A 16678-nucleotide genomic window follows, 5' to 3' on the forward strand; every position below is an offset into this window, starting at 1 on the left:
AAATTTTAAGGTAATTTAAATATTTCTACTTCTTTTAGTAGGTCCTCTACAATGCTTTCAAGCGCTTCTGCTGTTGCTGAAATTTCTTCCATTGAACTTAATTGTTCTTCCGTTGCTGTGGCAACATTTTGCAACTCTTCCTTGGATGCATCCGAAATTTTTTCAACAATTGTCATATCTGAAACGACTTGCTCACTATTTTGTGCGATTTGATGCGCACTTTCTAGCACACTTTGGAGCTGATCTGTAATTTGTTCAATAAACATTTTGATTTCAATAAAGTTAGTTTCCGTTTGAGTAAACATATCTAGACCCTTTGACACCTCTATACGGCTAGAATTCATTGACTCTACTGATTTTGAAGATTCATTTTGTATAGCAGAAATAATTTCTTGTACTTGATTAGAAGAGTTATTCGTCTGCTCAGCTAGTTTTCGGACTTCTTCAGCAACAACAGCAAACCCTTTTCCATGTTCTCCAGCTCGTGCTGCTTCAATAGCCGCATTTAATGCTAGTAAGTTGGTTTGTGCTGAAATATCTGTTATAACATTTACAATTTCATTAATTTCATTGGCATAGTTATTTACCGTACCAATATTGTGGGAAAGTGTATTGAACGTACCTTCTATTTTTTTCATTTGTTGTTGTGTTGAAATAACGATATCGTGTCCCACTTCTACCTTGGATTCTGCTTCTTCTGCATTTTGTGTGACTTGATTTGTATTTTCATAAATCTTTTGAATATCATCTGATACAACTTTTAAAGAATTGAAGCTTGTTTTTAATTTTTGTGATTGGTTTTCAAGCCCTTCATGGATCGTATTCATGGATACTGTTATCTTTTCAGCAGCACTACTCGTTTCATCAATCGTCGCACTTAATTCCTCTGATGAAGATAAAATAACTTCTGATTTATCATGTAATTTCGAAATAATTGTAGAAAGCATTTCCCCCATTTTGTCAAAGGACTTTCCAAGTAACCCAATTTCATCTTTTTTATCAATGCCAATTTTTGTTCGCAAGTCACCTTCACTCATCTGCACTGCTGCATTCGTCATTATTCCTAGAGGTTTTGTGATGGAACGGATAATGGCTACTAAATAAATCCCTAATAATGCTAATGCTAATATGACCACAAATATCGTAGAATTCAGGATTGGTTTTGTCGCATTCATTACTTCACTTGTAAACAAAGTGCCACCAATTTTCCATCCTGTAAGTTCGTTTGTATGCACAAACATTTGCTTAGAATTACCTTCAAACATGTATTCAAAAATGGTATTGTCCGATTGAAGCATTTTGTTAGACCAGTCTTCTGCTGAAACATCCGTTCCCGGTTCTAATGTAGGGTGCGCAATAATGGTTTGATTCTCAGACATTAAAAATGGATATCCACTCTGCCCAACTTTACTTGTTTGAATGATGTCGTACAATTGATCCATTCCCAAATTAATCGCAAATACGCCATCCCCTTTGTCTAACTTTTTGGAGATTGTAACAACCCACTCTCCTGTAGAGGCAGATTGATGAGGTTCTGATATAATAACTTGGCCAGCATTGTTGTTTGCTTGAATATACCAATCTCTTGTTCTTGGATCGAAATCCTTATTATTCATTAGACCTAAATCTGGATATTGAATCATATCTCCTTTTTCAGTACCAATAAATGTGGATATAAGCCCTTCACTTGTATTGAAATAATGCTCTAATGTAATTAAGATCGTTGTCCAATTTTCTTCTTCTAATTCTGCATTGGTAAAGTCTTTTGCAACATATTTCGCATCATTTACAATTGGGCCGACGTATTTATCAATAAATTTATCTACTGTTAAAACACTTTGGTTTGCACCAATGTGTATTTGTTTTTCTATTTCCTTTTTTGAAGCTAAAAATGATGTTGTCGCAATAACTAGAGTAGGTATTAAGAGTGCTAATAAAAATGCAATGCCTAGCTTACCGTTAATCGATATTTTAATATTTTTCTTTTTTTGCATAAACTCGTCGCAAAACAATTTCACCTAAAAAAGGGAAACGATCGCAACCTACACCCCCTATCACTTTTTACAAAGATATCCAATCCCCTTGTTTTCAGTATAAGGGAAAGATAAGGAAAATAAATACATTATTTAGAGAGTATTTGCATAAAAAAGAAAAAAGTTCCTTATTTCGTCAATTATTGGTAACGCTTTCACAACAATAACAAAGGTCGCCTTTATGCTCTAAATAAACATAAAAACGACCAGCAATTTATAAAAATATACCACCTACAACTAAACCACCCATAATAACAAAGGCTGGGTGAATTTTCATTTTCTCCAATGCTACATAAGCGCAAACGAGTAATACGATTGTTGCAATTAACCCCGTTGCATCATAGGAAGTGTGAAAAAAGTCAAATGTCATCTCCGCCAATAAAATTGCGATTGCTGGTAATACAAAGCTAGATAACCTTTTGACTCTGGGTGAATTTCGATATCGGTACAAAATATTCAATAATATTAGCATTAATAGTAAGGATGGTCCTACTGTTGCGAATAGGGCGACAATTGCACCGAACACGCCACCTACTTCATAGCCAATAAATCCAGCCATTTTTGTCGCAATAGGACCCGGTAATGCATTGCCAAAAGCTAATACCTCACTAAATTCGGTTGTTGTCATCCAGCCGTATTTCTCTACCACTTCATGCTCAATCAGTGGAATTGTAGAAGGACCTCCACCATAGCCAAGTATCCCTGGATAAAAAAATGCGAAAAAGATTTGAAGGTAGATCACGTTTGCTCACCTTCTTCTTTAGACTTCTTAATCGGAAGGAATAAAGCAAGTAACAGTAAAACTGCAATGACAATCCCTGGGTGTATCTGTAGCACTATCATACAAATAAATGATGCTGCTAATATGATTGACCCGACCTTCCATCCCAACGATTTCTTTGACTTTATTAAGAAATCCCAAGTAAGTACACCGAGCATAATCGCCACAATAGGTACAACGCCATTGGTCATTCCTTTGACAAAATCAAAATCTTTAAATTCATTTAATGAGGCTAATAGAATAATCATGAGCAACACTGTAGGCAAAACCGTTGCGATTAAAGCATTAATCAGTCCAACCCATCCACCAACACGATACCCAATATAACCAGCCATTTTTGTTGCAATTGGTCCTGGTAATGTATTACCTATTGATAACACATCCGAAAATTCTTCATCCGTCATCATTTGAAATGTTTCAACTACTTCTTTGTGGACGAGGGGAATGGTTGAGGGACCCCCGCCAAACCCCAATATTCCTGATCGAAAGAAGGCAATAAAAATAGCATTTTGTTTCGCCATAAATTCCTTCTCTGTAAATGCCTTGTTAGTAGCCAATTGCCATGCCATCTCCTCTTGGGTCTGCTCCGCCAAATTTTACATTGGTTTTTTCATCTATTAAAATACCACCTGCATGCCCCATTGTATCCGTAAACTCTTCTAACACTTCTATGTCATGACCCAGATGTTTTAATTCAGTAAGCACCTCGTTTGAAATACGATTTTCGACTTTTAAACTATTAGATGAGGCTCCCCAAGTGCGTCCATAAAGCCATCTCGGTGCTTCAATCGCCTCTTGTACATTCATGCCATAATCAACAATTCGTGTCACTAAAGCCGCTTGTGTTTGTGGCTGTCCTTCTCCACCCATCGTTCCATAGACTAACGTAGGCTTGCCATTCTTTAACAACATGGCTGGATTTAATGTATGGAAGGAACGTTTTCTTGGAGCGAGGGCATTTACATGGTTTTCGTCTAGCGAAAAATAGCTACCCCGATTTTGCAATACAATCCCCGTGCCTTCAGGTATAAAGCCCGAACCGAATTCGTGATAGATACTTTGAATAAATGAAACGGCATTGCCATACTCATCTACAATCCCCAACCAAACTGTATCTCCCTTTGCATCTAGTAATTGTAATTCTTTTGCCCGATCACTATCTCTAATTTTTTCAGCAAGTTCTAATCCATGTTGCTCGCTTAAAATTTCGCTTATTGGTATATCCATAAAGTTTGGATCTGTTAAATAGCGATCTCGGTCAACAAATGCATGTTTAATTGCCTCCACTAGTACATGGTAATAAGTAGATGAACCCTCTTCAATTTCTTTCATATTAATATGATTTAAAATATTTAATATCGATAATGAAGCCATCCCCTGTGTATTTGGAGGTAAATTATAAGCAACATAGTCTCTATATGGAACTGAAATTGGTTTTACCCAATCACTTGTATGCTTTTTGAAGTCTTCCACAGTTAAAATACCACCATGTTTTTGTAAATCCGCTACAACTTTTTCTGTTAGTTCACTGTTATAAAAGTGATTTGCACCATTTTCTGCAATCGCTGTTAATGTCTTGGCTAAATCCATTTGCTTCATAACATCACCAGCTTGATATGGCCGATTACCTTTTAAAAAGACTTGTTTAAAACCAGCATATCGTCCAAGTGCTCGGAATTCTGTATCCTTTTCGTCTAAATTTACTGATGTCCAATATTCTTGACTCGGCGTTACCGGAAACCCTTCTTTTGCATAATGAATTGCAGATTCTAGTAAACTAGCCCAAGATAAAGAGCCGTTCATCTCTTCATTCGAATACGCATATGCTTGCCCCCATCCCGCTACAGCACCTGGTACTGTATTTGCAGCAAGCGCTCCTCGTGATGGAATTTTTGTGTATCCTTGAGATTTATAAAAGTTGATGGTTGCCATTTCTCCAGAACGACCACTCGCATTTAATGCCTTTAATTCCTTTGTCTTCGCATTGTAAATCAACCAAAAATTGTCCCCACCGATTCCATTCATATGAGGATACACAACACCTATTGTAGATGCTGCTGCGATTGCTGCTTCAATGGCATTGCCGCCCTTTTGCAATGTCGTGATTGCAGCTTGTGATGCAAGGTAATGCGGTGTTGTCACCATCCCTTTTGTAGACATTGTCGTTGCGCGATGTTGTTTCATTATGAAAATCCCCCTTCATACTCCCTATGTATCAACTAAACTTTACTTTTCAGTTTTTTCAGTCAATTATATAGAGTTTAACAAAATTCCAATAGTTTGCAATTCTTTCACATAATAAAAAGACGACTTAATGCGTTTGCTTAAGCCATCTTCATTCCATTTATCTATTTATTTACGAAGTTTATCATTGAGTTTCTTATAAACTACTTTCATCTCTGGTTCTGTACTTGCCGCAATCGCATCTTCAAACGTAAACCAACCTATGTCACTATTTTCATCAGGTTTAATTTGTAACAATTCATTTTCATCTGCTTCAATTAAATATGTCACATTTAAATGTACGTGGGTTGCGATATGGTTGCCCTTTTTTTCATGAGCTGCAACACCTAATATTTCAATGGAATACATCTCATCAGATACAGGCTTTATCTTCTGTAGCCCCGTTTCTTCTTGTGTTTCTTTTAATGCAACCTCAAGTAGATTGGCATTTCCATCCGCATGTCCACCAACCCATGACCAGGATTGATAAATGTTATGGTAGGCCATTAATACTTTTGTTCGATTTTGATTCACAACCCATGCAGATGCTGTAAAGTGGGCAAATTCATTTTCTCTCGTCAATAGATTATCAAATAAGTCCATATATTTTAATATTAGTTCTTGATCTTTTATCTCTTGCGCATTGTCTGGTTGATATTGTTCAATTTGTTGTTTTAAGTTCATCTGGTTGCTCCTTCAAGTGATTTTATGAGCTTTTTAATTCTCGTTCTTTGGGGCTCGGTAAAGTAAGGTTCTCGTTCCTGTACAACTTGTAAAAATGCATCTTTATTGTCAGCTGATACGGCAATCGAAATACTTTCTGCATGTTGTGGAACTTCTTTTGTTCGGCAGCTTTTTAAATGGTCGATTAAATAAGAGAAAATCTGCTGATTATATTCATTGTTTACTGATGCTAATTTCGCTAGAGTTATTACCCCCTTATCAACAGTAATAACCGAACCAATTTTCATTGCGAGTTTTATATCGTGCAGGTGCTCTATTAGTATTTCTGGCACTTCTAGGGCAATTGTTGATAAGGCTTGTATAGCACCCCATATTAATCGATTATCTTTACTTTTAAGGAGCTCAATAAAGATTAATGCATTTTGACTAATCAATTCAGGTTGCAGTTTCCCAATTTCATAAGCCACTTTAATACAATCATGTTTAATCTTTTTATCTTTGTTAGCTAAATTATCAATAATCTCCTGGACACCTTCAAGATTGTGGTTCCTAACAAGTTCTTCGGCTAATTCAATATTAGGTTGTTCATCACTTCGATCTAATTGTGAGGAGAGTCGGTTTAGAATAGTCATGTCATTCTCCTTATTATGTGTTTAACATTGCTCTACCAAGTGATTCATTTGCTCCTGAATACACGGTATCGATATCTGACATGCTTTTGATTAATTTAATATCTTCAAAAATAACGCGTTCATCTTTTCTATTTGAGATAATTACATCTTGGAATTTAAGTGCAGGATGGCTATTTAAATATTGAATTAGCTGAAATATCTTATCCTTCTCTATGCTTTCACCGATTAAATACATCCGATACCCTTCCGTACATTCGCCATTTTCATAATACTCTTGGAAGCAGCCAAAAGATTCGAATCTTGGATCTTCACTTTTTAATCCGAATTCATATACGTAGCCTAGATTGTTTAGCTCATTTTCTAGTTCAATAAATAGCGGTTCGTCTCTTTCTTTTAAAGATTCATTTGATATATCCAAATCTAAATATAATTGTTCTTTTAGTTGCTCAATTGATGTAACTGTCTCAATCTGTTCTACTTGCATCAATTTTTCTTTCACATAATTAATGTTCAGTTCTTCAATGCTTTCTTCAAATTTTTCTTCCTTTTTAAAGGTATTCAATAAATTAATAAAATCCATTAATGGCTGAACTGTATCCTCTTTGAAGGTGGAAATATTAGAATTATAATTCACATTAATTTGCAGTCCATTGCCTTTACGAAAAACCACATCGGATATTTTTAATTTTGAGATTTCGTTATTATATTTGTCTAAAAACTTTTGTCCTATTAAAAATGTTTCTTCCTGGATTTTATAGTTATCTCCTACGACATCCGTTTCCCACATTCCTTTAAGATCCACGGTAAATTCCACTTTCGGATCATCTTTGCGTTGTACTTGGTAAATTCGATCGCCCATATTCCCTTCATTTAAGGATTCTCGATAAATGAAGTCTACTTCAAATCCATAGGTTTCCATTACATGATCTTGTACTTTTTGATCGACCTCTTCTTCAGAATCACAACCAACTAAGAATAGTACACCGAGGAAAGCTAAAATAAACCGTGTAAATTTCATATTAATCCCCTTTAGATTGTAAAATAGCGAACAATAAATTTCTTGAAGATTCTACCATAACGTAATGAAATGTGGTACTCAATATTTGTAGAAGGATTTTCGATTTTAATCGCAAAATCAAACATTTCTCGGGAAATATTTCTATAATTCGTTTAAGAAAGCGAACTTCTGTTGAGAAATGGCAAATTACATCGATTTTTTGTATTAAAAAGGCACCGTTGTTTAACGATGCTTCAATGATCTAAAGTTTACTTATGTTTCGTTTAAAATGTTGATAAAGTTGATTGTCCGTCCAGTGCATTTCCTCTTGTAAAGCAATACAAAAACTAGCTAAGATTATTGGGCCATCAGAATTTGTTTCAAAATTAACTCCTCTAGTAGATAAATCCTCTAGCTTTCCCCATGCAGGTTCTTGATTGCCTCGATATAGCCTATTTGCATTTTCTGTAATTTTCTTTGCCAAATCCAAAACTTTAATTTTTTCTAACTTTTCTTCATTACCTATGCCATAAGCGCAGCTAAATAATATGTCAATTTCTTTATTTGTAATCCAATTTATTGATCCAAACACAGCTTTTACCTCTTTTTCGAGCTGTCCTATGAGTTTAAACTCTTTTTTACGCGAAGAAAGAGCCTTCACTATACTACTGTAATACCAATGCTGATCTTTTTTCCCACGATTAAAGCGAGACCATACTGTTTCGCCATCTCGTTCAAGGTCCTCCCGTATAGAGCGTAAATTATGTAATTTATCTGCTACAATCACTTGGATTTCTTCTAATGAAGCTTTAGATAGTCCTTGAATCGTATGACGTTTTCTCTCTTCCCACGGGAGACTTTTATCGTGTTCTGATGCGGCTTGAACAAGGTTCGCGATTTTCTCGCTAAATTCCTCAACTAGCTGTGGATAGGTTACATCCGTATCCTCAATCGTGTCATGCAATATCCCCGCAGCAATCACTTCCTCTAAACATTTTGCCTGTTGTAGAAGCATACCTACCGCAAATGGATGTGTGATATATGGGATATTTGTCGATTTTCTCATCTGACCTTCATGAGCTTTTGCTGCAAAAATAATAGCTTTTTCAATTAGATTCATAAGAGTCCCTCCTTCTTAAAACAAATATTCCATTAATTATACCAAAAACGCTTATCCCCTCGACAAGGATAAGCGCTTTGCATAAATATGAATTGTAGTGAATTGTTTGAGTGCCAGGCACCACCAGAAACTATTTCTTCCACAACTTCCCTGGCCAGAATGCATAACGACCTAGTACCACTGTTATGGCTGGAACAAGTAGCGGACGCACGATGAAGGTATCGATTAAGACACCAATTGCTGTAATGACACCAAATTGAACAAGTAGCTGAATTGGTAAAGTTGCTAATACAGCAAAGGTACCCGCTAAAATGAGACCTGCCGAAGTAATAACAGATCCTGTTTGAGCGACCCCATTTTTCACCGCTTCTTTCAATCCTTGAGTTTTTCGGTTATTCCAAACTTCCGAAATCATGAAGATGTTATAGTCTTCACCTAGCGCTATTAAGAATACGAATGAGTATAACGGAAGCGCACTGGCAATGGACTCTGCTCCGAAGAATGTCGTTAATACTAACCAGCCTAATCCCAATGCTGCAAAGAATGAAATTAATACTGTCCCCACAAGATAAATTGTTGCTGGTACCGAACGTAAATACACTAGTAATAGAATCGCAATAATGACTACCATCACAGGTTGAATCACGGATTCATCACGTTCTTGCACCATTTTTTTATCTACTTGTGAACTCGTTTCTCCACCAATCCAATAGCTTTCATCCACTGCGTCAACACCCGCACCAGAAAGCATTGTTTCAATATCTGCTTTTAATGTTGGGATTACATCCATCGCTTCATTGGCATATGGATTTACATTTAAATCTGCTTCGTATAACTGAATGTTTGGATCTTTTTCACTTACTATAGGCTCACTCACAACATCAATATAGAAAAGGGAGTCTATTTGTTTTGTTAAATTTACCTCTTCCCCTTTTGTATCCACAATAATTTGGACAGGTGCTAATTCACCAGGCGAAAAGTTTTCTGCAATGATTGTGAATCCTTCACGGGAAGGCATATCCTCAGGGAAGGATGATAATAAATCATAATTGTACTTAATTTGTGTTGAAGTTAACGCTAATCCACCAAGCACCACCATCGTAACGATGATGACTAACCATGGTTTTTCCGTAACAAATTCCCCGATTTTCGTCATGATCGGATGTTTCGGCTTCGGTTCTTTGTAAGGTTTGTTCTTTTCTTGCGCACGTTTGCGTTCCATATCTTCTGTACGAGGAACAAATGGGAAGAATGCGACACGTCCCATAATTGCTAAAATTGCTGGTAAAATCGTTAAAGCAGCGATTCCCATAATAAAAATTGCAAAACTAAATGGTACAGCAAAGCGTTCAAACGCCCCAAAATTCGCTAATCCAAGTGTCGCTAATCCAATGAATACTGTTAACGCACTCATTAATATTGCCCCACCCGATTCTTTCATCGCTTGACTAAGGGCTATAAATTTATTTTCTTCTTCGAGTAACTTTTCACGATATCGTGTGATTAAAAATAAACAATAGTCTGTTCCAGCACCAAATAAAAGTACCGTCATGATTGATACAGCTTGCGCATCTTTATCGATCCACCCGTTATCTGCAAACCAGCCTAGCAGTGGACTAATAGCACCATAAGCAATTCCCACTACGATTAGTGGTGTAATGGCTAAAATTGGCGAACGATAAATGACAATTAATAAAATTAAAATTAAGATCACCGTAGCAATTAAAAGCTTCACATCCGCTTGCATAAATAAATCTGTTGCATCGACTGAAATCCCCGCCGGACCTGAGAAGCGCGCATGTAATACATCCTCCTCAAGATTGGTACTATACGGATTTTCACCAATTGCCTCTTCCGTCATCTCACTAATCTTTGCTAAATTCTCTTTAATAACTTCAGTATCCGTTGTTTCATCAAAAAAGACAGGTGTTACAATAGAAGATCCGTTTTCAGAAACACTACCTAAAAGCGCTTCTGTTGGTAGCTCTCCAAATGGAGGAATCATTGATTGCCCATCTAGTGGATTTTCACCAAGTTCTTTATACAAAGTTTGAATACCTTGTAAATCCTCTAATTCAAGTCCAGCCTCTTTATACCAAACAATTAAAAGCGGAAGTCCTGCATCTGATGGAAACTGTTCTTCAATAATTGACGCTGCCCGTTCACTCATCACATCTTCAGGCAAATCGCTGCCACTAAAATTTTCTACACTATTGATTTGCGGCAACGTCATGGATAATACGCCAACAATTAATATCCATAAAATTAACGTAACCCACCGAGAGCGTTTATTTCCAACTAAATTGCCCCACTTTTCTAATGGGTGTTTTGACATTTATTATCCTCCTTTGTCAAATTGCATCTTAACTTTGTAATTACAAATTTTGTTTATAAAAAAGGGTCACTAAAAAACGCAAGGAAACGAAACAGTTATCCTTGCGTTACATTTTATACTATTCTAAAAACCATTTCCTGAATTTACATTTTTTAAAAGTAAATTGGAAATACAACGAAAAAGAAAATATTTCCATTAAAAAAGCACTAAAACAACATTGAAACCAATACATTATTTAAAGACTAATCAACGTCTTTTTATTATTCAAATATAATAAAAAGGCGTTATTTAACAGCTTATTCTTCTTCGTTATTTTCTAATTGACCAAAAATCGTCACAATTTCTTTCGCCTTTTTACGTTCAGCAGCTTTTGGAAGATCATCAAAATACCCCAATTGAAGCATTGAAATAATTCGTTCACCTTGTTTTACACCAAGAGCTTCACGGAAAGCTGGTGCATCTAAAAAGTCTGGTGTTTTCCAACAAGCGCCAATCCCGTAATCCCAAGCAAGCAGTTGAATATTTTGAATAAAAATACTCGCAGCTGCGTAATCTTCTAATCGCTGTTTTTGTCGAACATCTTCAGGGACGATAACAAATACATATGCTCCTGGAGTAGTAAACTTTTGCATTTGCTTCTCCAATGTTTCCTCCGTTAGCTCTTTCCATTTTGGAATTGCCATGTTTCGGAGCAGTTCATGTAAGTCAAATAATTCTTTACCACAAGCTACAACTAATCTCCAAGGTTCTCTGTTTTGATGATTTGGCGCCCATACTGCATCATCAATGATTTGCATTAAATCTTCTCGATCTACTGGTTGGCCGTTAAATTTTTTTATTGAACGTCTTCCGATAATTGCTTCTCTTACAGATAACGATTGTTCGCTCATTAATTACGTCTCCCCTTATTATAAACTAGACCTTTTGTAATATCTTTATCTAAATTACCTTAACACAAATTACTATGATTTAAAATACATCATTCAATCCTACTATCTCCCACTATAATCATGACTTATTAAATATATTGATAGCGCGAATTAGTTAAATACATCATCAATTTTAAAAAAATAATATTTTGTATTAGGTGTATAGGCATGGGAATTGGAATAATCATAATGACGATCTTGACTATTTACTGTGTGTGCATGAATATAAGGAACTCCATTTACTATACTTGTTACAATTGTACTATGATCGATTCGACCGTCTCCTTGAAAATCATAAAAAATAACATCCCCTATGTTCAATTCAGAGGGAGATTGCACACGTTTTGCTGTAAGTCCCGATTTTGCACTTTCCAAATACCAACGTAAGCTACTGGAAACCGTCCAACTATAACTCCATGTTTCATTAGAATAATAGCCACCTGTTCCACGACCACTCTTCCAACCATCCGTAATCCACCATCCACGAGCACGATTCGGATAACCACTCATTGGGGCACCCCCTGCTCGTAAACATTGCGAAATAAAATTTGTACAATCATCTTGGAAGGATGGATAATTTGGATTTCGCCCGTTCCACCAATTCCTTGCATATTGGACAGCAGCTTGTCGATTATAATACGAAGCTATATCTAGCCCTCCTTTTTACTATCCTATGCAGTGGAAATTTTATTTTGTCAAAATTTGTACTTTTGTAACAGGTTTCTAACATTTACACAGTTCAAATTTAAGCAACTCTATACATAATTTGGTACAATAAATCAAAGAAAGTTCGAGTATCTAAATTAATATTAAAAATATTACAAATACATAATGGGTGATATATTTTACAATGGATTATCATATTTTACTTCCTATAGATAGAAACAAATATAGATCAGAATGTATGTGAGAGGATGTTGGCTTTGACGCAGCACGCTGAGAGAGAAATTGTTAATCTAACTAGGCTTTGTGACAATAAGGGGAACTTAAATCCTGAGGCAATTGGATATGCACGCAAACCGATTATAGATTCCAATTTATCTGGTCATTTCTTAAGAAAGAAAAAGTGGAATTACTGGTGTGTTTTTGGTGAAGAAATATTATTTTCTGTAACCGTTTGTCATTTTGATTATGCTGCGGTTTGTTTCATTTATTTTTTAGAATACGAAACACAGCGTTTCTTTGAAAAGAGTGTTACAATCCCTCTTGGTATCGGTAGTAAGTTAAAAATGCCAACAAGAGTGTTAGAACCTTTAAGATTTTCAAATAATGAAGTCAACCTCCATATAACGCATCTTCAAAATCAAACGTTTTTAAATGTTACTTCAAGTAATTTTGATAATGAAGAGCTTCACGCTGAGCTGATGATCCACCATCCACAAGACGATGAATCTCTAAATGTTGTTGTCCCATGGAATCGCCAAACTTTTCAATTCACCGCGAAACACCACACTCTACCTACTACTGGTATGGTGAAAATCGGAAATCGTACGTTTCATTTTTCTGCAGAGGATTGTTTTGCCGTTTTAGATTTTGGTCGGGGTATATGGCCACGAGAAGCACTCTGGAATTGGGGAATGGCCTCTCAGCAAATTCGAGATAAGCGTATTGGGCTAAATTTTGGTGGGCATTGGACTGATGGAACAGGAATGACGGAAAATGCTGTGTTTGTAAATGGGAAAATGACTAAAATCCATGAAGATGTAATTTTTTCTTATGACCGTTCTAATTTCATGAAACCATGGTACATTACGACAAAGTTTTCTGACCAAGTGATGCTAACCTTCCATCCCTTCTTTGAACGTGTTGCCCAAACCAATGCAAAGTTAGTAAAATCGGAAGTCCATCAAATGGTTGGTTATTACGGTGGGCAAGTCAAATTAGATGATGGCAGCACACTAACGATTCATCAAATGCTAGGCTGCATTGAAGAACACGTGGCGAAGTGGTAGAAAAATGGGGATGCTCGCATACTGAGCATCCCACTTATTTTCCCGACAAAAACGCTAACATTCTCTCCGGTTCATCGGTAAAAATAGCATCTACACCAATATTGAAAAGAACTTCTGCATGTTCAATTTCATTTACTGTATAGACTCTTACTATTGCTCCTTCTTGCATTGCCTCTAAAATCGGCTTGCGAACGGCTGACGGAAGTGACACATGCAAAGATTTAGCAGGTATCGATTTTTGATAATCCGTTATATTCAATATTCCATTGGCAAATAACGCAGCATTTTCAACCATTGGATTCAGCCGCGCAACTCGTGCTACTGCTTCATGGTCAAAGGATGATAAGATTACTTGTTCCATCATGTCAAACGATTTCACTGCTTGTAATACTAGTTTTTCTAAACCTACGTAAACAAAAATATCAGATTTCAATTCAATGTTCACTCGATAGTTCGTATTACAAAAAATCGCTAACACTTCTGATAAAGTCGGTATTTTTTCACCTGAGAACTCTTCACTAAACCAAGATCCATAATCAAATTTCCGCAATTCTTCTAGGGTCATATCCTTTACGAAACCACTACCATTGGACGTTCGATCAATGGTTTCATCATGAATAACGACCATCTGTTGATCCTTTGTGAGATGTACATCCAACTCTACACCATATATGGGCAGATGCGCTGCAGCACGAAAAGCAGCTAACGTATTTTCAGGATATTTCGCTGAGTAACCACGGTGTGCAAAGATTTTCATATAAATAAACCACCCTTTAGTAAATGCTAACCTTCTAAAAAAATCCTATCCAATTCCCTTTTAATGAGTGCTTCTATTTTATCAGCATCAATTGGGACAACACCCATTAATAAATGCAATGCAAGTCCATCGATTAGAGCGTGTAAACGTATAATTTCTTCTTCTAAGTTAAGCCCCTTTTTTAATAATCCAGCATCATTCAATTGGTTTATGATGAACACTATTCCATCATGAACGGCGTCTTCCTGTAAATTTTTTTTTCGCAACTTATAGGAAACATATTCGAGCCAGACTTGCATTTCTACTATACGTTCTCCAACTGGGACGAGCTCCATTAACATATTTAATGTTAATTGTTTTGGTGGAAGGGGCTGCTTTGTATGTTCGATAATTCGTTCTGTTACTTGTTCTTCCACAAGCTTCATGGCAAACTCCAGCAATTCTTCTTGTGTATTAAAGTAATGACGAACGGCTCCAAGTGAAAGATTCGCCTCCTTTGCAATGGAACGTACAGAAGCCCCTCCAAGTCCCTCTCGTGCAATGACACTCCATGTTGCTTTTGCGATTAACGCTTTTCTTTCTTCATGATTCACTATTTTCGGCATGAATTTATTATAGCTTAATTTTTTAAATAATACAGTTGTATTAATAAAAATCGCATGTTATCATTTTTAATACAAATGTATTAAAATAAGGGGAACGATAATGATAAAATGGATCATTGCTGCTGAAATTACCTTTTGGATTGTAATCATTGCAGGTCTTTTTGCTAGGTATATAATGAAGTGGAAAAAAACGAGTATTTTATTATTACTGCTAACTCCACTTATTGATTTAGCACTTATTGCACTGACTGTTGTTGATTTAAAAAACGGTGCGATTGCTACTACCGCTCACGGAATTTCGGTCATTTATATTGGAGTTTCCATTGCTTACGGAAAAACAATGATTGCATGGGCAGATGAAAAGTTCCAAACTTGGATCTTAAAAAGGCCATCAACTAAGCAAACATTATTTGGCATAGAGAAAGGCAAACACGAGTTGAAGATGTGGTTAAGACATCTTGTTTCTTTCGCTATCGGTAGTGTGATGTTTTGGGCAATCATTAGCTTTGTTGGCACGGAAAGTACTGAGGCAATACGGGGGATTTGGAAAACGTGGTCGATCGTTCTACTCATAGACGGTGCCATTAGTTTGTCCTATATTTTATTCCCAAAGAAAGCAATATCATAACACATAAAAGGGCATGCTTAGAAATTTCAAAACATGCCCTATCATAATGCAAACTTATAGAGAAACGCTTGAGATCATGCGCATTCTACTGGCACTTCCTCAACAAGTCCAATAGTTTTTGCAATGGTTGTATCCTCTACTAACTTCATAATATCATTTCTAATTAACCCCTCTTCGTTTAACGTTCCCGCACATACTTTTTCTTGTACCGTTTTATCAGCAGATACCGATTCATCCGTTATGGTTGCTTGAGTTACGCAGGATGAACTATTCCAGTATTTGAAGTAAGCAAATACAAAAAGACACGGAAAATCTCCCATGCCTAAGCGTGCGATTTGATTTAATAGCCCCAATATTGTCCGAAAAACTGATAAGGGTATGCTGTATTTGGGGAGTGTTGGACATTGTATGATTGATGATACTGTTGATTTTGATTAGGTATAGTATCCTTCATTCTGTTGCAATCTTTGTATGGACCTATATAGGTGGATGGTTTTACAGGGGCAATGGCTTGCTTCCATTGATTTTCATCAAGACAATACGTATGCGCCATAATATTTGATGGGGTAAATTTCAAAATATCAGAGCCTAAAATTACTTCTGGCGTAGGTGCATCGAAAATGGCCAATAAATGCGTATTATCAACTAAAGCCACTTCGTAATGCCACCAGCCTTGTGGTACATTCGCCACTTGTCCGGGTGTAATGGTGTAATTGAGCATTTCTTTCGTAAAAGGATTTAAAATCGATACTGTTGCACAACCGGAAATACAATAGACCAATTCAGCCGCATTTTGGTGATAGTGCGGTTCAACCACATTACCCTTACTTAAAAAAATATCCAAGAGCGACACATTCTCAAGGGTATTCAGTTGTTTTATACCTAATACGTTAATAAAGTTGTTGTTATCCTTTTTGAACAATGGACTTTTATTTAAGTCAAAAGTAAATTGCGTCGACGGAGATGTGTAATCCATAGATGAAGCCATTCATTTCTTCCCCT

Annotated in this window: 16 protein-coding genes and 1 pseudogene; 2 read left to right on the forward strand and 15 right to left on the reverse strand. The window is 36.3% G+C overall.

Annotated features, from left to right (window positions below):
* Positions 1-5 precede the first annotated feature (5 nt).
* The 11 genes from EK386_RS10525 to EK386_RS10575 all read right to left on the reverse strand — a co-directional run bounded on the left by EK386_RS10525 (position 6) and on the right by EK386_RS10575 (position 12382).
* A complete protein-coding gene (locus EK386_RS10525) occupies positions 6-1994 on the reverse strand; it encodes a methyl-accepting chemotaxis protein (protein ID WP_126659128.1) in 1989 nt (662 codons plus the stop codon).
* Between the two features lie 253 nt (positions 1995-2247).
* The gene (locus tag EK386_RS10530; protein WP_126659129.1) at positions 2248-2775 is read right to left on the reverse strand and encodes a chromate transporter; all 528 of its coding nucleotides are present in this window, start codon (positions 2773-2775) and stop codon (positions 2248-2250) included.
* Positions 2772-3335, reverse strand: a complete 564-nt coding sequence (locus EK386_RS10535) for a chromate transporter (protein WP_126659197.1) — start codon at positions 3333-3335, stop codon at positions 2772-2774. Before EK386_RS10535 ends, EK386_RS10530 begins: the two co-directional genes overlap by 4 nt.
* A 25-nt stretch (positions 3336-3360) precedes the next feature.
* Entirely contained in the window at positions 3361-4998 is a 1638-nt protein-coding gene (gene ggt / locus EK386_RS10540; protein WP_126659130.1) for a gamma-glutamyltransferase, read from the reverse strand.
* Between the two features lie 168 nt (positions 4999-5166).
* Positions 5167-5721 (reverse strand): NUDIX hydrolase, encoded by a 555-nt coding sequence (locus EK386_RS10545; protein ID WP_126659131.1) that lies wholly within the window; start codon positions 5719-5721, stop codon positions 5167-5169.
* Positions 5718-6353, reverse strand: a complete 636-nt coding sequence (locus EK386_RS10550; RefSeq protein WP_126659132.1) for a hypothetical protein — start codon at positions 6351-6353, stop codon at positions 5718-5720. The genes EK386_RS10545 and EK386_RS10550 overlap by 4 nt, the downstream gene beginning before the upstream one ends.
* A 13-nt stretch (positions 6354-6366) precedes the next feature.
* On the reverse strand, positions 6367-7371 hold the full coding sequence (locus EK386_RS10555; protein WP_126659133.1) for a hypothetical protein: 1005 nt from the start codon (positions 7369-7371) through the stop codon (positions 6367-6369).
* Between the two features lie 241 nt (positions 7372-7612).
* On the reverse strand, positions 7613-8470 hold the full coding sequence (locus tag EK386_RS10560) for an HD domain-containing protein (protein WP_126659134.1): 858 nt from the start codon (positions 8468-8470) through the stop codon (positions 7613-7615).
* Between the two features lie 130 nt (positions 8471-8600).
* Positions 8601-10805: an MMPL family transporter gene (locus EK386_RS10565; RefSeq protein ID WP_126659135.1), complete on the reverse strand. Its 2205-nt coding sequence runs from the start codon at positions 10803-10805 to the stop codon at positions 8601-8603.
* Positions 10806-11101: 296 nt separating this feature from the next.
* Positions 11102-11695: a nitroreductase family protein gene (locus tag EK386_RS10570; protein ID WP_126659136.1), complete on the reverse strand. Its 594-nt coding sequence runs from the start codon at positions 11693-11695 to the stop codon at positions 11102-11104.
* A gap of 150 nt (positions 11696-11845) precedes the next feature.
* Entirely contained in the window at positions 11846-12382 is a 537-nt protein-coding gene (locus tag EK386_RS10575) for an amidase domain-containing protein (RefSeq protein WP_126659137.1), read from the reverse strand.
* A gap of 275 nt (positions 12383-12657) precedes the next feature.
* On the opposite strand from EK386_RS10575, the gene EK386_RS10580 reads away from it, so the two are divergent.
* Positions 12658-13686, forward strand: coding sequence for a DUF2804 domain-containing protein (locus EK386_RS10580; protein WP_126659138.1), 1029 nt, complete (start codon positions 12658-12660; stop codon positions 13684-13686).
* A 34-nt stretch (positions 13687-13720) separates the two neighbouring features.
* Here EK386_RS10580 and EK386_RS10585 read toward each other — a convergent pair whose 3' ends face one another.
* Positions 13721-14443: a glycerophosphodiester phosphodiesterase gene (locus tag EK386_RS10585; protein ID WP_126659139.1), complete on the reverse strand. Its 723-nt coding sequence runs from the start codon at positions 14441-14443 to the stop codon at positions 13721-13723.
* Positions 14444-14469: 26 nt separating this feature from the next.
* The gene (locus EK386_RS10590; RefSeq protein WP_126659140.1) at positions 14470-15048 is read right to left on the reverse strand and encodes a TetR/AcrR family transcriptional regulator; all 579 of its coding nucleotides are present in this window, start codon (positions 15046-15048) and stop codon (positions 14470-14472) included.
* 100 nt (positions 15049-15148) lie between these two features.
* Between EK386_RS10590 and EK386_RS10595 the strand changes: the two genes are divergently transcribed.
* A complete protein-coding gene (locus tag EK386_RS10595) occupies positions 15149-15676 on the forward strand; it encodes a hypothetical protein (protein ID WP_126659141.1) in 528 nt (175 codons plus the stop codon).
* Positions 15677-15753: 77 nt separating this feature from the next.
* On the opposite strand, the pseudogene EK386_RS10600 reads toward EK386_RS10595, so the two are convergent.
* Positions 15754-15939, reverse strand: a pseudogene (locus EK386_RS10600) (P-type ATPase actuator domain-containing protein); the annotation flags it as partial.
* Positions 15940-16016: 77 nt separating this feature from the next.
* The gene (locus tag EK386_RS10605) at positions 16017-16664 is read right to left on the reverse strand and encodes a cupin domain-containing protein (protein ID WP_126659143.1); all 648 of its coding nucleotides are present in this window, start codon (positions 16662-16664) and stop codon (positions 16017-16019) included.
* Between the last annotated feature and the right edge of the window lie 14 nt (positions 16665-16678).

Origin of the sequence: Lysinibacillus antri (assembly GCF_003977595.1) — a bacterium.
Classification (GTDB): Bacteria; Bacillota; Bacilli; order Bacillales_A; family Planococcaceae; genus Ureibacillus; species Ureibacillus antri.